A 17,036-nucleotide genomic window follows, 5' to 3' on the forward strand; every position below is an offset into this window, starting at 1 on the left:
TAATTCGGCTGGACGGAGGGAGGCCTAAATGGACCTGTTCCTGCTGATCCTTTCGGTGGCTCTGGCCGCGACTGCCTTAACCACCGCCTCCGCATTCAAACGCGAGCGCGCCGTCCCGACGACGTCCCGTACTCGCGCCATGGGCCGGAAACTGAGCCACTACGAGATCGCCTATCTGGCGGGCGGCCCGGAGCAGGTGGCCGGAACGGCCATCGCTCTCCTGACCGGCTCGGGAGATCTGCGCGTGGCACGCGGGGGGCACGTGCACAGCGTCCACGCGCGGTCGGTGTCGCGGGACCCCGTCGAGCAGGTGGTGCTGGCCACCGTCGCCGACCGTTCCGGACTCACGGCGTCCGCGCTCAAGACCGAGGTGCGCAGGAGCCTGGCGATGGACGAGCTCAAGCGCCAGCTCACAGACGCCGGCCTGGTCCTGCCCGGCGACCGCGCCAGGCGGCTCGACCGGCTGGCCGCCGGCCTACAGGTGGTGTCGGCGCTGGCCTTCGCGGGGGTCGTGGCGGCCGTGGTCACCGTGCTCACCGAGGGCACGAAGCCGCTCCTCGCGTTCTCGCTGATCGCCCTGGCGATCACCGGCACGGGCGCGGCCGCCGCGATCGCCAACCGCCGGAAGTCCCGTCGGCACAAGCTGACCGCCCACGGGGTGGAGCGACTCGGTAACGCCAGGAAGACGCACCCGCTGGGCTCGGGCGGCGGGCGGGTGCACACCGCGCTGTACGGTCCGGGCGCGCAGGTGAAGGCCGACCTGCGCGCGGCCAGGGCGGCCCGCCGGCCCAGGCGGCGGGCGACGTACGGTGGCGGATACAGCGGCGGCGGAGGCTGCGGCGGGGCGTCTCACCACGGCTGCGGCGGCGGCTCGTCGAGCTGCGGCGGCGCGAGCGGCTGCGGCGGCGGCGGTTGCGGGGGAGGAGGGAGCTGACATGGCCGAGCCGGGAGCACGGCAGCGTACCGGGGTCGAGCTGGGGGTGGGGATCGGCTGGCGGGCCGAGCTGGACCTGTCCATCGAGCGGATGCCCGGCGTCGACTTCCTCGAGGTCGTCGCCGAGAACCTCAAGCCCGCCGACCTCCCCGAGTCGTTACGCGTGCTGCGCACCAGAGGGCTGCCGGTGGTCCCGCACGGGGTGTCGCTCGGCGTCGGCGGCGCCGAGCCGCCCTCCCCGGCCCGGCTCGCCCACCTGGCCGCCTGCGCGGAGGCGCTGGACGCGCCGCTGGTCAGCGAGCATCTGGCGTTCGTACGGGGCGGCGGCATCGAGGCCGGGCACCTGCTGCCCGTGCCGCGCACCCGCGAATCCCTGCGGGTCATCACCGCGAACGTGCGCAGGGCCCAGGACGCGCTGCCGGTGCCGCTCGCCCTGGAGAACGTCGCCGCCATCTTCGGCTGGCCGGACGACGAGCTGACCGAGGCCCAGTTCCTCGCCGAGCTGGTCGAGCGCACCGGGGTCGGGCTGCTGATCGACGTGGCCAACCTCTACACCAACCAGTTCAACCTGGGGTTGTCGGCCACGGACGCGCTCGACGCGCTGCCGCTGGAGCACCTCGCGTACGTCCACGTGGCCGGCGGGTACGAGCACCACGGCATCTGGCACGACACGCACACCACCTCCGCGCCGGAGCCGATACTCGACCTGCTCACGGAGCTGTGCGCCCGCGCCACCCCGCCGGGAGTGCTGCTGGAGTGGGACGACGAGTACCCGAGCGACGCCGCCCTGGGGAACGAGCTGGCCAGGATCCGCACGGCGATGTCCGCGGCCGGGGAGCCCGGATGACGGACCGGCGCCGCTCCCCGGCCCCCGAAGCCCCGGCCGCGGTGACGGCTGACGTCCCCTCGGCGGTGGCGGGCGCCGAGGGGCTGGGGGCGGCGCGGCGGCGGCTGGCCGAGGCGCAGGGGCAGGTCGTGGCGGCGCTCGTCGCCGGCGCGGAGCTGCCCCAGGGGTTCGACCCGGAGCGGATGCGGGTGCAGGCGTCGAGCCTGGTCGCCAAGCGGCGCGGCATCGTGGCCAGGATCCGGCCCGACGCCGCCGCCGCGGCCGGCCCCGACCTGCCCGCGGAGTTCGCCGCCTACGCGCGGTCCCGCAGCGAGCCGCCGCCCAGCTACCGCACCGACGCGGACGACTTCGCCGCCTGGCTGCGCGAGCGCGGCCGCATGCCCGATCCGCCGCCCAAACCCCATTGGTGGTCGCGATTCCTGCCCTGAGCGTGGCCGCAACCGGCCAGGGGTGGATCAGGGATAGCCGGTTTAGCAGGCATTCGTCCGGAAACCGTCAGAGAATGGGGGGATTGCGTTGTGTCGACGGCTCTTATCTGACCGTCACGCCAGTGGCATGCAAGGACAGCATCGGCACGCCGTACGAGGTCACCCTCGAACTGCGTCGCGACGGCACGCCGTACGGGAGCGTCGGAGAGCGGTGCGGCTGGCTGCTCGCGCGCCTGGCGCGCGGGGTGGACGAGGCCCGGCAGGGACGCGGAGCGGCCAGGCGGTGGACCGACCCCGACGACAGGTTCCCTGACGAGGACCCGGACAGCGAGCTGTTCTCCTTCCGCTACCGCACCAGAGCGGGCCTGGTGGGCGGCGGGGAGCTGCGCTGCCAGCTCAGGACCATCCCCGTGTGGCAGGCCACCAAGGGCGAGTGGCGGCTGACCAGAAGGGCGTACGTGGAGGCGTGGGGCTCGACGGGCGTGGGCATGCGGGCGGTGCTGACGTCGTCGGAGCTGTCGGTGTTCGTCCGGAGCCTCGTGGATGAGGCGGAAGGATGTCTGGAAGGTAGAGATCTGGCGAGGAATCCGCTAGACGGAGCAGGCACGGGCGATTCGCGGTGATAATTGCCTGTTGGGTCATGCGACCGAAGGCAACCGCTGGGGAGGCACTCCGTGGGCCTGCGCGATCTGGTCTACCGGCTGTATGAGCACAGGCTGGAGTCCAAGCTGTCGAAGGACATCATCCCCCGGCACGTCGGGGTGATCATCGACGGCAACCGCCGCTGGGCACGCGCGATGGGCATGCGTGACGTCGCCAGCGGCCACCGCAAGGGCGCGGACAAGATCTCGGAGCTGCTCAACTGGTGCCGTGAGACGGGCGTCGAGGTCGTCACCGTCTGGATGCTGTCCAACGACAACCTCAACCGGCCGAAGGAGGAGCTGGAGCCGCTGCTGCGCATCATCGAGGACGTGACGCAGGAGCTGGTGGACGAGGGCTGGCGGATCAGCCCGGTCGGCGCGCTGGATCTGCTGCCGGATCGGACGGCGAATGTCCTGAAAAACGCAAAGGAAGCATCATCACACCGTCCAGGCCTGATTGTGAACGTTGCAGTTGGGTATGGAGGAAGGCGTGAGATTGCCGATGCGGTGCGCTCACTCCTCCAGGAGCAAGCGAGCAAAGGGGCAAGCATCGAGGACCTCGTCGAGGTGCTCGATGTGGAGCACATCGCGGAGCATCTCTACACTCGCGGCCAACCCGACCCGGATCTTCTCATCCGGACCTCGGGCGAGCAGCGCCTGTCCGGCTTCATGCTCTGGCAGAGCGCTCACTCTGAGTTCTACTTCCACGAGGCCTACTGGCCTGACTTCCGCAGGGTGGATTTCCTGCGGGCGCTGCGCGACTACGCTGCGAGACACCGACGTTACGGTTCATGACGCGACAACGGGGCATTCAGAACGTAACGTAGTAAATGTCCGACCGCAGGCCGGACATTTCGGAGAGGGCCCGCCTTTGCACCAAGATCTGCCGAGGGGGGCCGGTACCCGGCGCCGACGGCAGCTCGCGGTCGGGGATGTGGGACCGGTCCGAATCCCGCCTCGTCTGCAGGGCGCTCGCGCTTATGGGCGCCCGGGGGAGAACGTGTGGCAGTGTCCTCGAGCAACCCTACTCACCTGTCGGCCAAGCGCACGTATGTGCTGGACACGTCGGTCCTGCTGGCCGACCCGGCGGCAATGACACGCTTCGCCGAGCACGACGTGGTTCTTCCGATCGTGGTCATCACCGAGCTGGAGGGGAAGCGCCATCATCCCGAGCTCGGCTACTTCGCCAGGAAGGCCCTGCGCTACCTCGACGACCTGCGCATCCAGTACGGCAGGCTCGATGAGGCGATGCCCACGGGGGACGGCACGATCAGGGTTGAGCTCAATCACAGCGATCCGTCGATTCTGCCCGTCGGGTTCCGCCTGGGCGACAACGACACCCGCATCCTGACCGTGGCCCGCTCGCTGGCCGCCGAGGGCTGCGACGTGGTCCTGGTGTCCAAGGACCTGCCGCTGCGGGTCAAGGCGGCCTCGATCGGCCTGGCGGCCGAGGAATACCGCGCCGAGCTCGTACACGAGTCGGGCTGGACGGGGATGGCCGAGGTCCAGGTGACCGCGGAGGACGTCGAGGTGCTCTTCGACCAGGGCAGCGCCGACCTCGAGGAGGCCAGGGACCTGCCGGCGCACACCGGCCTGCGGCTGCTGTCGGCCAAGGGCTCGGCGCTCGGCAGGGTGCAGCCGGACAAGTCGGTGAAGCTCGTACGCGGCGACCGCGAGGTGTTCGGCCTGCACGGCCGCTCCGCCGAGCAGCGCATCGCGCTCGACCTGCTGATGGACCCGGAGATCGGGATCGTCTCGCTGGGCGGCCGGGCCGGCACCGGCAAGTCGGCGCTCGCGCTCTGCGCGGGCCTGGAGGCGGTCCTGGAGCGCCGCCAGCACCGCAAGGTGGTCGTCTTCCGCCCCCTGTACGCCGTGGGCGGCCAGGAGCTCGGCTACCTGCCGGGCTCCGAGGGCGAGAAGATGGGCCCGTGGGCGCAGGCGGTCTACGACACGCTCGGCGCGATCACCTCGCCCGAGGTGATCGAGGAGGTGCTCGACAGGGGCATGCTGGAGGTGCTCCCGCTGACGCACATCCGAGGCCGGTCGCTGCACGACGCGTTCGTGATCGTGGACGAGGCCCAGTCGCTGGAGCGCGGGGTGCTGCTGACCGTGCTGAGCCGGATCGGCGCCAACTCCCGGGTCGTGCTCACCCACGACGTGGCCCAGCGCGACAACCTCCGCGTCGGCCGGCACGACGGCGTGGTCGCGGTGGTGGAGAAGCTGAAGGGCCACCCGCTCTTCGCGCACGTCACGCTGACCAGGTCGGAGCGCTCTCCGATCGCGGCGCTGGTGACGGAGATGCTCGAGGACATCACGATGTGATCACTTGAGCTCGCCGCAGGTGTGCTGCCCCTCCGACTTGGAGGGGCGGTTCACGTTCTCCCGGACGATCTTCACCATCTCGTACGCCGCGTCCTGCTGGGCCGTGCAGACGATCTGCGCCATGCCGAGCCTGGTGAGCGTGCCGTCGCCCCTGACGTAGACGGTCAGCGTCGAGGTGCGGGGCAGCTGGATCTCGTCGCGCTGCACGGGGTTCAGCGAGTCCTTGATCCCCAGGTACGTGAACCCGCGCAGCGCGGTGTCCCGGCCGCCGTCCAGAGGTTGCGAGGAGGCCGCGAAGAGCGCGCCGAGCAGGCTGGCGACGGTGTCGTTCTCGACGTCGGCCGCCTCCAGGGCGAGCTTGCCGTTCCTGATCAGGAAGATCGTCTTGGACGGCGGCGGGATCTTGATGGTGGGCGCGTTCCCCCGGTCCTGGACGTCCGTGGGCGAGATGCCGCAGGCCGTCAGGGCGAGCAGGAGAGCGAGGACGAGAGCGCGGGTCATGAGTGCGGTAGCCAGACCGTGAAGAGCGTGCCGGGATTCTGCAGGCGTACGGAGATCGTGCCGCCGTGGAGGTGGACGTTCGCCCTGGCGATCGCGAGGCCGAGGCCGCTGCCCTGGCTGCGGGCCCGGCCCGCGCCGGCCTTGAAGAAGCGGTCGAAGACGTGCGCCAGCGCCTCGCGCGGGATGCCCTTGCCGTGGTCGCGCACCTTCACCTCCAGGCCGTTCTCCGTGCCTCTGGCGCTCACCATGACGGGTCGCTGCCCGTGCTTGAGCGCGTTGCCGACCAGGTTGGCCACGATGACGTCGAACCTCCTCGGGTCGAGGTTCACCGTCAAGCCCTGGGACGCCTTCACCTCCACCTGATCGGTCCAGCCGCGCACTTCCAGGCAGTCGGCGATGGCGTCGGCCACGTTCACCGGCTCGACGTTGAGCGTGGCCGTGCCCGCGTCGAAGCGGCTGATCTCGATGAGGTGCTCGACCAGCTCGCGCAGGCGCTCGATCTCCCTGAGGACCAGCCGGACGGCCTCCGCCGGCGCATCCGGCAGCCGGCCCGCCTCCTCGGAGAGCATGTCGGCCACGGCGGTCATGGCGGTCAGGGGTGTGCGCAACTCGTGCGAGACGTCCGCCACGAACCTGCGCGACATGGCCTCCAGCGAGCGCAGCTCGGACACGCTCAGCTCCAGCGCCGCGGCCGCGTCGTTGAACCTGGAGGTCAGCTCGGCCAGCTCGTCCTGCCCGTGGACGGGCAGGCGCGTGTCCAGCCTGCCCTGGCCGAGCGCCTGCGCGGCCGCGCTCAGCCGCCTGACCGGCAGCAGCACCTGCCTGGCCGACAGCAGCGCCACGACCAGCGCGATCAGCACGATGGCGGCGCCGGCCTGGGCGAGCGTGGCCCTGAGCGTGTTGAGCTGGTTCTCGTCGCCCCGCATCGGGAAGAACGCGAACGCGCGCAGCCCGGTGGCCTGGGGAGCGCCGTCGACGTCGCGGTAGACCTCGGCGCCGACGATGAGCCAGAGCTGGTTGCGGATGACCTTGCGCTGGGTGACCACGCTCTGCTTGGCCCGGCCGTAGAGCTCGTTGGGCACGTCGCTCAGGGTCATGGGCCCCTCGGTGGAGACCAACGTGCCGTACTCGACGATCACGCTGCGGCCCGGCCCGCTCAGCGCGGCGGCGACCCGGTCCAGCTCCTTGATGGTCGGCGCGGCCTCGCCGGGCGCGAGCTTGCCTATGGGGAACGTGATGCTGCCCAGCTCTCTGATCACGAGGTCGAGAGAGGTGTTCTCCTCGCGGGTCACGAGCGCCGTCTTGGCCAGCTCGAAGCCGATGGTGGCGACCAGCAGCGAGGCGGTGACGGCGACGAGCGTGAACGTGATGACGAGGCGGGCGCGCAGTCCCGTGGGCAGGGGGATCACGGAGGGCTGAAGCGGTAGCCGAACCCGCGCACCGTGTGGATGAACACGGGCTCGGCCGGCCTCGGCTCGATCTTGGCCCGGATCCGCTGCACGCAGGCGTCCACCAGCCGCGAGTCGGCGATGTGCGTGTGGTCCCAGACCTCGCGCAGCAGGTAGCGGCGGTTGAGCACCTGGCCCGGGTGCCGTACGAGCTCCAGCAGCAGCCGCAGCTCGGTCGGCGTCAGGTGGATCTCCTTGTTGGCCAGCATGACCTTGAGCGCGCCCCGGTCGATCACGAGGTCGCCGAAGGTGATGCGATCGGAGGCGGCGGACTCGGCCCTGCGCAGGATGGCGCGGATGCGCGCGTCCAGGACCCGGGGCTCGACCGGCTTGACCACGTAGTCGTCCGCGCCGGCCTCCAGCCCGACCACCACGTCCAGGTCGTCGCCGCGGGCCGTGAGCAGGATGACGGGGAGCTGGTCGAGCTTGCGTACGCGGCGGCAGACCTCGATCCCGTCGATCCCGGGGAGCATCACGTCGAGGATCGCGATCTCCGGGCGGCGGGCCCTGATGTGGTCGAGCGCCTCCTCGCCGGTCGCGTACGAGGTGACGGAATGCCCCTGCCGGGTCAGCGCCAGCTCGAGAGCCGTACGCACCGAGGGGTCGTCTTCAACCAGGAGGATGCCTGCCACGCACAAATTATTATTCCATGTCCCGAATGCCCGAACTAAGTCACCAAACTGTGACGTGTCACAGATGGGACACGGAAGTGGTCGAGGCACCCTGGAAGCGGCCCCCTTCGGTTTGCGGGCCTCCGAGGGTGAGCCGTCCTTTGTGTGAGCAATATCACACTATTTCGGAAACGCCACGGTTACCAGCAAGTTAGCCAACGGGGTCCCAAGCGATTCCCGCGTTTCGGTTGCGAACCACCCCCCAGTACAGGGCAAGCTCATGGTTCGTGAGCCCTGGTCCGCAGTTGAGTGAGCGCCCGCCGAAGGAAGACCTTCCCCCGGCGCGCCGGCCCAAGAAGCGCCTGAGCGTGAAAGCGGTGGTGATCACCACCGTCTCGCTGGTGGTCGTGGTCGGCGGTGGCGGTTTCGTCGCCTACCGCGCCATGGAGAACGCCAAGAGGCCGGCCGTCACGCCCTTCACGCCCGAGCAGCTGGGCGCCATCGCGAGCGGCAGCTTCTACACGCCCGACCCCCAGAACGACGCGCTCAAGAACGCCGCCGAGCAGGCGTACAAGGCGGACAAGCTCAAGGACGGCCGGGCCTCCGCGGGCAAGAACCCCGACATCGACTGGGTGGTGCCGAAGAAGGCGCCGGCCGGTGACGGGTTCCCCGCGATGAACTTCCCGCCGGGCAGCGACCCCTCGCCGGGCAGCAACAAGGCCACCGCCAAGACCATGCTCGCCTCCATGGGCTGGGGCGACGACCAGTGGGGCTGCCTGGAGCGGCTCTGGCAGAAGGAGAGCGGCTGGAACGAGCGGGCGATGAACCGCTACTCCGGCGCGTACGGCATCCCGCAGTCCCTGCCCGGCAGCAAGATGGCCAGCGCGGGCGCCGACTGGCAGACCAACGCCGCGACCCAGATCAAGTGGGGCCTCGGCTACATCAAGGGCCGCTACGGCACGCCCTGTGGCGCCTGGGGACACTCACAGTCGGTGGGTTGGTATTAGAGGGTCAACTTTCCCTCTTTAATCGGCAAGCCGCCGCGCCCGAACGTGCATGCGGGCCCACTCTGGCCGCATGGGTGTCAAGGTCAGCGTGATCGTCAATGTCCACAATCCGGGGGCCACCGCCGACGCGTGCATCCGCTCCGCCCTGGAGCAGACGATGCCCCCGGACGCGTACGAAGTGATCTTCGTGGACGACGGCTCCACGGACGGGATCGGCGAGCGCCTCGACACCATCGCCACGACCCGTGACAACGTGAGCGTCCTGCACCTGCCGCACACCGGGACGCCCATGCGCGGCCGCAACGTGGGCCTCGCGGCCGCCGCCGGCGACTACGTCTACTTCCTCGACCAGGGCGACCGCCTGGAGAAGGACGCGGTCGCCCGCATGCACGAGCGTGCCGTGGAGACCGACGCCGACGTGCTGGTCGGCCGCCTGATCCGCGACTTCGGGCCGCCGATGGCCGCCTTCGAGCGTGGCACGGCCCGCGCCGACATCCTGCGCGACCGCCTCCTCCAGCTGCTCGTGCCGCAGCAGCTCTACCGCCGCGCCTTCCTGGAGGAGCACGAGCTGGGGTTCACCGTGCCCGGCGGCAGGATGGCCGAGCAGGCGTTCGTGATGCGGGCCTACCTGCACGCCAAGGTCATCGCCGTGCTGGCCGAGCACGTCTGCTGCCACCTCGGCGACCGGCTCGGGGCCGAGGACGAGCCGCGGGCCATGGTCAAGGAGCTCGACGCGCTGCTCACCGACATCGAGACCTGCGTGGGCGAGGGCCGCCAGCGCGACCGCATGCAGGCCCACTGGTTCCGGTACGCCGTCCTGCGCCCGCTGCTGACCGCCCGCTTCGCCGACTCGTCGGTGGACCGGGGCCTGCACTTCCGTGTGGTGCAGGAGCTGGTCGAGCAGCGGTTCCCGGAGCGGCTCGACCGTTACCTGCCCGTCCAGCTGCGGGTGGTGGCCGCGTACGTGCGCATGGGACGCCTGGACCAGATCGTGCTCCTGTCGAACTCCTCCAAGCGCGCCGGGCTCCGCGCCGACCTGACCGAGATGCGCTGGGACGCCCACGTACTGGTGCTCGCGCTGACCGTGGAGGTCCTGGCGGGCGACGGCACGCCCGACAGGTACCGGGAGGACGGCGAGCGCCTGCACTGGATCCCGCCGCGCTCGCTGGAGACCAAGGCCCTGGACGAGAGCGTCACCGACGTCACCGAGGCGGTCGAGCGGGCCCGCGTCGAGCTGTACGTGCGCCACGCCGAGACGGGAGTGATCCACTTCCTGCCCCTGACCCAGCACGTGGAGCGCATCCAGGACGGCCGCCGCCGGATGCGCGTGCAGATCAGGGGCGAGGCCCAGCTGGACGTGACCGCCGCCGCGGTCGGCGAGCCGCTCAGGCCGGGCCAGTGGGAGGTGCACGTCCGCATGTTCGGCGGCGCCAACCAGGCCAGGAGCCGGGTCGGCAGCTCGGCGGGCCCGCTCAACTGCCTGGGCGTGCTGGCCCAGCGGCCAAGGACGCGCCTGGTGGTGCCGTGCTGGACCGACCACGGCGACCTGGGCCTGGCGGTCGAGCCGCGCTCGTTCTCCGAGTCGATCGCCCTGGTGTCGCGCGGGGTGGAGGTCAAGCGGCTCGACGGGCACGCGTACGTCGTGCTGCCGGTGCCGTACGTGCCGCCGAGCGGGGGACCCCCGCTGGAGCTGGTGCTGCGCAGCACCGGGCGGCGCGGCCGCGAGGTGTGCGCGCCCGCCCTGGTCGAGGCCGGGGTGCCGGGCCGGCTCGCGGGACAGCTCGTGGCCAAGGTGCCGGTCAAGCGGATGATGCCGCCACCCGACCAGCTCGGCCCCGGCGCCTGGCTGACGTCGCTGCGCACGGCGGAGGAGGAGATCGGGCTCAGGTTCGCGCTGGAGGTGCGCAGGGGCAAGATCCTGGTACGGCCCGCCGCCGCGGTCGATCCGGGGCGGCGCTCGCCCATGGGCAGGGACACCGTCCTGTACCGCATCGGCAGGCGGCTGCCCGGCGCGCGTCACATGGTGCGCCTGGCGCGCGCGGGCAGGCACCGCTACCTCAAGGACTGACCCAGCCCTCCAGCTCCTCGAAGGCGCTCCTGAAGACCGGGAGCATGGGCTTGAGGCGGTCGGGGTAGACGTCCACCAGGCTGTCCAGGTGGTTGCCGCCTTCGACGCGGTAGTAGCGGAACGGCCGGTGCGGGCCGACCATCTTCGCGTAGACGTCGGAGTCGCGGGAGATCGGCAGCAGCGTGTCGAGCGTCCCGTGGATCGTGATCAGCGGCTTGGTGATCCGGCCGGTCAGCGCGATCTTCGCGACGGCCGCGTACGGCTTGCGCCGGTCGTAGTCGTAGTCCGCCGCCGCGCCCTGGTAGGACGGGTCCAGCTCCTTCTGGTAGAGCTGCTGGGTGAGCTCCCAGTAGTACTGCCGGTGGAACGGCCACAGGAACTCCGAGCCCGCCGCGAACCCGGCCGCCCGCACCCCGGCCTCGTCCGGGTACGCCTTCAGCGCGGGCGGCAGGAAGTTCAGCAGGTTGTCGCCCTTGACCCGCCAGAGCGTGCCCTCCCAGTCCACGCCGCCGTCGTAGAGCCAGCCGCGGTTCTCCAGCTGCCATCTGACCAGGTAGCCGCCGTTGGAGATGCCCGCCACGAACGTGCGCTGGGGCTTCCTGCCGTAGCGCTGCCTGACGACGGCCTTGGCGGCCACCGTGAGCTGGGTGACCCGGTGGTTCCACTCGGCGATGGCGTCGCCGGGATCGCGCCCGTCCTCGTGGAAGTTCACGCCGACGTTGCCCTTGTCGGTGGCGGCGAACGCGTAGCCCTTGGCCAGCACCCAGTCGGAGATCGTGTAGTCGTTGGCGTACTGCTCCCTGTTGCCGGGAGTGCCGCCGACGACCAGGCCGCCGTTCCAGCGCTCGGGGAGCCTGATCACGAACTGGGAGTCGTGGTTCCAGCCGTGGGTGGCGTTGGTGGTGGAGGTGTCGGGGAAGTAGCCGTCGATCTGGATGCCGGGCACGCCTGTCGGGTTGACCGTGGCGGCCGAGTGCAGCCCGGCCCAGTCGGCCGGGTCGGTGTGGCCGGTCTTCGCGGTGCCCGCCGTGGTCAGGTCGTCCAGCGTGGCCACCACGGCCTGCTCCGCGCCCGGCACCGTGAGCTGCGGGGCCGGGGTGAGCAGGCTCGCGACCAAGGTGAGCGCGACTAACATCACGCCTCCCCGAGATGAGCGGTCAGCAGGCGCAGGAACTCTTCGGGGTGCTCCAGGTGCGGGCTGTGGCCGCAGTCGTCGATGACGGCCTCGCGGTACGGGCCGTAGCGCTCCAGCACGGCCCTGGTCTGGACCACCATGGGCTGAGCCGGGGTGCCGGGGGAGCCGGGCACGACGCCGAGCGCGCCCAGGTGGGCCAGGTCGAAGAACGACGTGTCGGAGACGATCACGTCGTCGGCGCCCCTGATCCACAGGACGGGCGGCTTGGGGTCGATCTCGTGGAGGTCGTCCAGGCGGAAGTGGGTGGGGGCGATGGCGTTGAGGATGCCGAGCTTGCCCGGGGCCACGCCGGGCCACTGCTCCGAGGCGGCGGCGTCGCCCGGGTAGTTGGCCTCGCCCACGCGGGTGGTGAGCATCGAGCGTACGTAGAAGTCCTCGTCGGCGACCTCGGGGTGCTTGACGTACGAGGAGCGGAAGACGCTACGCGGCGACGTGGGGGATTCGTCCGACATGTCGCCCGCCTTGAGCCGGGCCACGAAGTCGGGGTTGGCGGCGCCGGCGCCCGCTCCCGTGCCGTCGGGGTGCGTGAGGCGGCCGTCCGGGCCCTCCGTGCCGCCGAAGCCGTACGGGGAGATCGGGTTGACCAGGGTGACGCTCCTGACGATGGCCGGCCGGTCGCGCAGGAGCTGCAGCACGATGCCGCCGCCCAGGCTCCAGCCGACCAGGTGCACCCCGTCCAGGCCCAGCGCCTCGACCAGCTCGATCAGGTCGTCGGACCAGTCGCGCAGGCCCCTCGTGGCGTCCACGGGCGCGGGGTCGCTCTCGCCGAAGCCGCGCAGGTCGACCGCGAGCGGGCGGTAGCCGCCGGGCAGCGCCGCCATGCTGTCGCGCCAGAAGGCGGCCGAGGAGACGTTCCCGTGCACGAACAGCACCGGCTCGCCGGTGTCCCTGCCCTCGACGGTCAGGACGTTCTGGGTGAGTCTGGGCGTGGTGACCTTCATCGCGCGTGGATCCTTTCGGCCAGGTCGCTGCCCTGGGTCTCGCGGGCGGCGTAGACCGCGCCCAGCGTGAGCAGCGCCGCCAGACCAAGGTAGACCGAGATGGGCAGGCTGCTCGAGTACGACTTCAGCAGCGCGACCGCGATGATCGGGGCCAGCGCGCCGGCCACGATCGCCGACAGCTGCGCGCCGATGGAGACGCCGGTGTAGCGCATCCTCGTGCCGAAGAGCTCGGAGAAGAAGGCCGCCTGCGGGCCATACATCATGCCGTGGAAGAGCAGGCCGACGGTGATGGCGAGGGTGATCACCAGGAAGTTGCCGGTGTCCACGAGCGGGAAGAACGCGAAGATCCACACTCCGATGCCGGCGGCGCCCGCCAGGTAGATCGGGCGGCGGCCGATCCGGTCCGACAGCGCGCCCCACATGGGGATCGTGACGAAGTGGATGGCCGAGGCGATCAGCACCGCGTTCAGCACGGTGGAGTTCTCGATCTTGACTGACTTGGCGTACGTGATGACGAAGACGGTGAGCAGGTAGAAGGAGATGTTCTCCGCGAGGCGCGCGCCGATCGCGGTGAGCACGTCCTTCCAGTGGTGCCGCAGCACGCCCACGATGGGCGGCGCCTTCTCCGGCGGCGCCTCCTGGAACACCGGCGACTCGGTGATCGTCAGGCGGATCCAGAGGCCGATCAGCACCAGCACGCCCGACAGCAGGAACGGCACCCGCCAGCCCCACGCCAGGAACGCCTCGTCCGACTGCCAGGCGGCCAGGGCCGCCAGCACGCCGGTGGCCAGCAGGTTGCCGCCGGGGGCGCCGGCCTGCGGCCAGGAGGCCCAGAAGCCGCGGCGGGCCGTGTCGCCGTGCTCGGAGACGATCAGCACCGCGCCGCCCCACTCGCCGCCGAGCGCGAAGCCCTGCACGAGCCGGAGCGAGGTCAGCAGCAGCGCCGCGGACGGGCCCAGGGTCTCGTACGTCGGCAGGCAGCCGATCAGGAACGTGGCCGCGCCCATCGTCAGCAGGCTGACGACCAGCAGCGTCTTGCGGCCGATCCGGTCGCCGAAGTGGCCGAAGACCAGGCCGCCGAGCGGACGGGCGACGAATCCGACGGCGTAGGTGAGGAACGCCAGCAGCGTGCCGGTGAGCTGGTCGGACTCGGGGAAGAAGAGCTTGTTGAAGACGAGGGCGGCTGCCGAGCCGTACAGGAAGAAGTCGTACCACTCGATGGTGGTGCCGATCAGGCTCGCGGCGACGATCTTCTTGATGGAAGTGGCCATGCCGGTCACGGTAAGGAGTGACCGGCGTCACTCATATGGGGCCGGGGCCCACAGTCTATGGGGTGGATGTGTGGCCGAGCCGGTGCAGGCGGAGCGCGAGCTGGATCTCGAGCGCGCGTTCCGGCTCCAGCCAGCCGTCGCCGAGCAGCTTGCCGATCCGGTCGAGCCGCTGCGTGACGGTGTTGACGTGGATGTGCATGGCCTCGGCCGTACGGGAGGGTGAGCCGCCCGAGCCGAAGTAGGCGGCCAGCGTGTCGGCCAGCGCGGTGCCCCTGCGGGCGTCGTAGTCGATCACGGCGCCGAGCACCCGCCCGACGAAACCGCGCACGTCACGGCCGTCGCCCACGAGCAGCCCGACGAACCCCAGCTCGGCCGCGCTCGCGCCGTCACCCGCCCGTCCGAGCGCGATCAGCGCCTCGGCGCACCTGCGCGCCTCCTGGTAGGCCACCGCCACGTCACCCGCCACGGCGCCCGCCCCGGGCTCGCCGCCGCCCGGCGGCCGGGCCGGCGCACCGGGGAGACAGACTTTCGACGCGCCCGCCGTGGCGGGCACCTGCAGCGACGCGCTCAGCTCGGCGGCGACGCGCTGCGCGATGCCGCCCGCGTTGGCCCCCGGCAGCAGCAGCACCACCTCGCCCGCCCGGCCGGCCGCGAGCCCGTGCCGCAGCGTGGCCTGCGACGAGGCCCAGAACGCGGCCCGTTCGCGCTGGCCCTCATGCCGCACCACGACCACGACGTGCGGCGCCGAGAGATCGACGCCCAGCCGCCGGGCCCGGTCGGCCAGGCCGGGGGAGCCGGGCCGCGAGATCAGGTCGTCGAGCAGCTCGCCCCTGACCCGGCCCTCGGCCTCCGCCACGCTCCGGCGGAACAGCAGCAGCAGCGCGCACACCAGCGCCGCCCGCTCCAGGATGCGCCCGTCGGCGTCGTCGCTGCGCAGGATCAGCGTGCACAGCGGCTCCCCGCCGACGTCCACCGACGCGATCAGCAGGTCGCCCCGCCGCACGGTACGCCCCAGCGCCCTGGACGCCTGCGCCGACTCGAACACCCCGGCGTCCAGCTCGCCCACGTCACCCGTGAGCGGCCGCCCCAGATCGTCCAGCACGGCCAGCGAGCCGCCGAGCACGTCGGTCACCACGGCCGCCACGTCCTCGATCCCGCCACCGCGCAGCACCAGCGAGGTCATCCGGTCGTGGACCAGCGCGGCCCGCTCCACGGCCTCCCCGTGCGCCCTGGCGGTCCTGTGGGCCTGGGAGAGCTCCTCCAGCGCGTTCCTGGTCTCCTGCAGCAGCCTGGCGTTGTCGATCGCGACGGCGGCGTGCGCGGCCAGGCTGGCCAGCAGCGACACCTCCTCCTGGTGGAACGGCCGCGCGCTGCGGTTGGCCGCCATCAGCACGCCGATCACCCGCTGCCCCAGCCGCAGCGGCACGCCCAGGATCGCGACCAGGCCCTCCTCCGTGACGGCCTCGTCGATGTGGTGCTTGTGCCGGAACCTGGCGTCGGCGAAGTAGTCGGCCGTCGAGTAGGGGGTGGCCGTCTGCGCGACCAGGCCGCCCAGCCCCGCCCCCATGGCCAGCCGCAACGCCCTGAACTTGGCCGAGATCGACCCGTCGGTGACCCGCATGTACGTGTCGCCCTGCTCGGGGTCGTGCAGCGTCATGTACGCGACGTCGGTGGCCAGCAGCTGCCTGGCCCGGTGCACGATGGCCTCCAGCACGGCGTCGAGGTCGCGCAGCGCGGCCAGGTCGCCGGCCGTGTCGTAGAGGGCCGACAGCTCGGCCTCGCGCCTGGCGCGCCGCTTGAGCAGGTCACGCACCTTGAGCGCCTCGACCTTGGCCTGCTCCAGCTCCTCGATCGTGGCCGGGTCCGCACCCCGAGCCCTGGCCTCGATGATCGGCCCCTCGAACTCGACCGCCGACGCCTCCCGCGCGAGCAACTCCAGGAACTGCGTGCTCATGGCCTCACTCCGTTCGGCGCACTAGTGCGCCGTCCAGCCGCCGTCCATGGGAAGGGAGACGCCGGTGATGAACGACCCGGCGGGGCCGCAGAGGTAGGCGACCAGCTCGGCCACCTCCTCGGGCTCGATCAGCCGCTTGATCGCGGCGGGCTGCAGCATGATGTTCTCGACGACCTCGTCCGGCTCGATGCCGTGCACTTTAGCCTGGTCGGCGATCTGCGCCTCGACCAGCCCCGTCCGTACGTAGGCGGGGCAGACGCAGGTGGAGGTGACCCCGTGCGGCGCCCCTTCGAGCGCGACGACCTTGGAGAAGCCCTCCAGCCCGTGCTTGGCCGTCGTGTACGCCGACTTGAACGGCGAGGCACGCAGCCCGTGCACGGACGAGATGTTCACGAACCGCCCCCAGCCCCTGGCGTACATGCCGGGCAGCACCTGCCGCGCGATCAGGAACGGCGCCTCGACCATCACCCGCAGGATCGCCGAGAACACCTCGGGCGGGAAGTCCTCGATCGGCGAGACGTGCTGGAACCCGGCGTTGTTCACCACGATGTCGACCGGCTCGTCAGGCAGCGCCGCCACGAAACCGGGATCGCTCAGATCGGCCACCACCGCCACCCCGCCGATCTCGGCGGCGACCTTCTCTGCGGGCTCGGCCCGCAGGTCGACGACCAGTACTTTCGCCCCGTCGGCGGCCAGGCGCCGGGCGCAGGCCGCCCCGATGCCGCCCCCCGCCCCCGTCACAAGCGCGGTCCGCCCCGTCAGCTCCTTCGCCATACCCGAACCCTAGGCGGTGGCCGTGCCCCGACGCATGGGTGCCGGCGACATAGATCCGCGCCGCCCTATGTGGATCACGGCGTCTGCTATCTTG

16 protein-coding genes are annotated in these 17,036 nt (G+C 71.2%); 8 read left to right on the forward strand and 8 right to left on the reverse strand.

What is annotated here, in order from left to right:
- Positions 1-28 precede the first annotated feature (28 nt).
- The 6 genes from ACIHFD_RS56215 (at position 29) to ACIHFD_RS56240 (ending at position 5,172) form a co-directional block, all read left to right on the forward strand.
- A complete protein-coding gene (locus ACIHFD_RS56215; protein WP_397373898.1) occupies positions 29-934 on the forward strand; it encodes a TIGR04222 domain-containing membrane protein in 906 nt (301 codons plus the stop codon).
- 1 nt (position 935) lies between these two features.
- Positions 936-1,781 carry a DUF692 family multinuclear iron-containing protein gene (locus ACIHFD_RS56220; protein ID WP_397373899.1) on the forward strand — a complete coding sequence of 282 codons (846 nt, stop codon included), beginning with the start codon at positions 936-938 and terminating at the stop codon, positions 1,779-1,781.
- Positions 1,778-2,209, forward strand: a complete 432-nt coding sequence (locus tag ACIHFD_RS56225; RefSeq protein WP_397373900.1) for a hypothetical protein — start codon at positions 1,778-1,780, stop codon at positions 2,207-2,209. The genes ACIHFD_RS56220 and ACIHFD_RS56225 overlap by 4 nt, the downstream gene beginning before the upstream one ends.
- Positions 2,210-2,331: 122 nt before the next feature.
- Positions 2,332-2,832 carry a hypothetical protein gene (locus ACIHFD_RS56230; protein ID WP_350725691.1) on the forward strand — a complete coding sequence of 167 codons (501 nt, stop codon included), beginning with the start codon at positions 2,332-2,334 and terminating at the stop codon, positions 2,830-2,832.
- 51 nt (positions 2,833-2,883) lie between these two features.
- A complete protein-coding gene (locus tag ACIHFD_RS56235; RefSeq protein ID WP_350725689.1) occupies positions 2,884-3,645 on the forward strand; it encodes an isoprenyl transferase in 762 nt (253 codons plus the stop codon).
- A 258-nt stretch (positions 3,646-3,903) separates the two neighbouring features.
- Positions 3,904-5,172 (forward strand): PhoH family protein, encoded by a 1,269-nt coding sequence (locus tag ACIHFD_RS56240; RefSeq protein WP_397373951.1) that lies wholly within the window; start codon positions 3,904-3,906, stop codon positions 5,170-5,172.
- Here ACIHFD_RS56240 and ACIHFD_RS56245 read toward each other — a convergent pair whose 3' ends face one another.
- From ACIHFD_RS56245 to ACIHFD_RS56255, 3 genes are read right to left on the reverse strand one after another with little or no spacing between them, the layout of a single operon-like run.
- Positions 5,173-5,673: a hypothetical protein gene (locus ACIHFD_RS56245; protein WP_397373901.1), complete on the reverse strand. Its 501-nt coding sequence runs from the start codon at positions 5,671-5,673 to the stop codon at positions 5,173-5,175. It lies immediately after the preceding gene.
- Positions 5,670-7,082 (reverse strand): HAMP domain-containing sensor histidine kinase, encoded by a 1,413-nt coding sequence (locus tag ACIHFD_RS56250; protein WP_363970779.1) that lies wholly within the window; start codon positions 7,080-7,082, stop codon positions 5,670-5,672. The genes ACIHFD_RS56245 and ACIHFD_RS56250 overlap by 4 nt, the downstream gene beginning before the upstream one ends.
- Positions 7,079-7,753, reverse strand: coding sequence for a response regulator transcription factor (locus ACIHFD_RS56255; RefSeq protein WP_355197335.1), 675 nt, complete (start codon positions 7,751-7,753; stop codon positions 7,079-7,081). Before ACIHFD_RS56255 ends, ACIHFD_RS56250 begins: the two co-directional genes overlap by 4 nt.
- 347 nt (positions 7,754-8,100) lie before the next feature.
- Here ACIHFD_RS56255 and ACIHFD_RS56260 point away from each other — a divergent pair, with 347 nt between their 5' ends.
- Both ACIHFD_RS56260 and ACIHFD_RS56265 read left to right on the forward strand, forming a co-directional pair.
- Positions 8,101-8,739 carry a lytic transglycosylase domain-containing protein gene (locus ACIHFD_RS56260; RefSeq protein ID WP_350725679.1) on the forward strand — a complete coding sequence of 213 codons (639 nt, stop codon included), beginning with the start codon at positions 8,101-8,103 and terminating at the stop codon, positions 8,737-8,739.
- 70 nt (positions 8,740-8,809) lie between these two features.
- Positions 8,810-10,807 carry a glycosyltransferase family 2 protein gene (locus ACIHFD_RS56265; protein ID WP_397373902.1) on the forward strand — a complete coding sequence of 666 codons (1,998 nt, stop codon included), beginning with the start codon at positions 8,810-8,812 and terminating at the stop codon, positions 10,805-10,807.
- Here the strand turns inward: ACIHFD_RS56265 and ACIHFD_RS56270 are convergent.
- Genes ACIHFD_RS56270 through ACIHFD_RS56290 form a run of 5 tightly spaced genes read right to left on the reverse strand, consistent with a single transcriptional unit; the run spans position 10,797 to position 16,942 of the window.
- Positions 10,797-11,942 carry an alpha/beta hydrolase family protein gene (locus ACIHFD_RS56270; protein WP_397373903.1) on the reverse strand — a complete coding sequence of 382 codons (1,146 nt, stop codon included), beginning with the start codon at positions 11,940-11,942 and terminating at the stop codon, positions 10,797-10,799. The genes ACIHFD_RS56265 and ACIHFD_RS56270 overlap by 11 nt on opposite strands.
- A complete protein-coding gene (locus ACIHFD_RS56275; protein ID WP_397373904.1) occupies positions 11,942-12,943 on the reverse strand; it encodes an alpha/beta fold hydrolase in 1,002 nt (333 codons plus the stop codon). The genes ACIHFD_RS56270 and ACIHFD_RS56275 overlap by 1 nt, the downstream gene beginning before the upstream one ends.
- Positions 12,940-14,214, reverse strand: a complete 1,275-nt coding sequence (locus ACIHFD_RS56280) for an MFS transporter (RefSeq protein WP_397373905.1) — start codon at positions 14,212-14,214, stop codon at positions 12,940-12,942. The genes ACIHFD_RS56275 and ACIHFD_RS56280 overlap by 4 nt, the downstream gene beginning before the upstream one ends.
- Before the next feature lie 55 nt (positions 14,215-14,269).
- Positions 14,270-16,168, reverse strand: a complete 1,899-nt coding sequence (locus ACIHFD_RS56285) for a helix-turn-helix domain-containing protein (RefSeq protein ID WP_397373906.1) — start codon at positions 16,166-16,168, stop codon at positions 14,270-14,272.
- A gap of 21 nt (positions 16,169-16,189) precedes the next feature.
- Positions 16,190-16,942, reverse strand: coding sequence for a 3-hydroxybutyrate dehydrogenase (locus tag ACIHFD_RS56290; protein ID WP_350725667.1), 753 nt, complete (start codon positions 16,940-16,942; stop codon positions 16,190-16,192).
- Positions 16,943-17,036: the final 94 nt, after the last annotated feature.

This window comes from Nonomuraea sp. NPDC051941, from assembly GCF_044593615.1.

Excerpts from the sequence above, each read along its gene's own strand:
- ACIHFD_RS56220 (WP_397373899.1), top strand. The coding sequence starts at position 936 with ATGGCCGAGCCGGGAGCACGGCAGCGTACCGGGGTCGAGCTGGGGGTG.
- ACIHFD_RS56265 (WP_397373902.1), top strand. The coding sequence starts at position 8,810 with ATGGGTGTCAAGGTCAGCGTGATCGTCAATGTCCACAATCCGGGGGCC.
- ACIHFD_RS56275 (WP_397373904.1), bottom strand. The coding sequence starts at position 12,943 with ATGAAGGTCACCACGCCCAGACTCACCCAGAACGTCCTGACCGTCGAG.
- ACIHFD_RS56225 (WP_397373900.1), top strand. The coding sequence starts at position 1,778 with ATGACGGACCGGCGCCGCTCCCCGGCCCCCGAAGCCCCGGCCGCGGTG.
- ACIHFD_RS56285 (WP_397373906.1), bottom strand. The coding sequence starts at position 16,168 with ATGAGCACGCAGTTCCTGGAGTTGCTCGCGCGGGAGGCGTCGGCGGTC.
- ACIHFD_RS56215 (WP_397373898.1), top strand. The coding sequence starts at position 29 with ATGGACCTGTTCCTGCTGATCCTTTCGGTGGCTCTGGCCGCGACTGCC.
- ACIHFD_RS56290 (WP_350725667.1), bottom strand. The coding sequence starts at position 16,942 with ATGGCGAAGGAGCTGACGGGGCGGACCGCGCTTGTGACGGGGGCGGGG.
- ACIHFD_RS56270 (WP_397373903.1), bottom strand. The coding sequence starts at position 11,942 with ATGTTAGTCGCGCTCACCTTGGTCGCGAGCCTGCTCACCCCGGCCCCG.
- ACIHFD_RS56280 (WP_397373905.1), bottom strand. The coding sequence starts at position 14,214 with ATGGCCACTTCCATCAAGAAGATCGTCGCCGCGAGCCTGATCGGCACC.
- ACIHFD_RS56245 (WP_397373901.1), bottom strand. The coding sequence starts at position 5,673 with ATGACCCGCGCTCTCGTCCTCGCTCTCCTGCTCGCCCTGACGGCCTGC.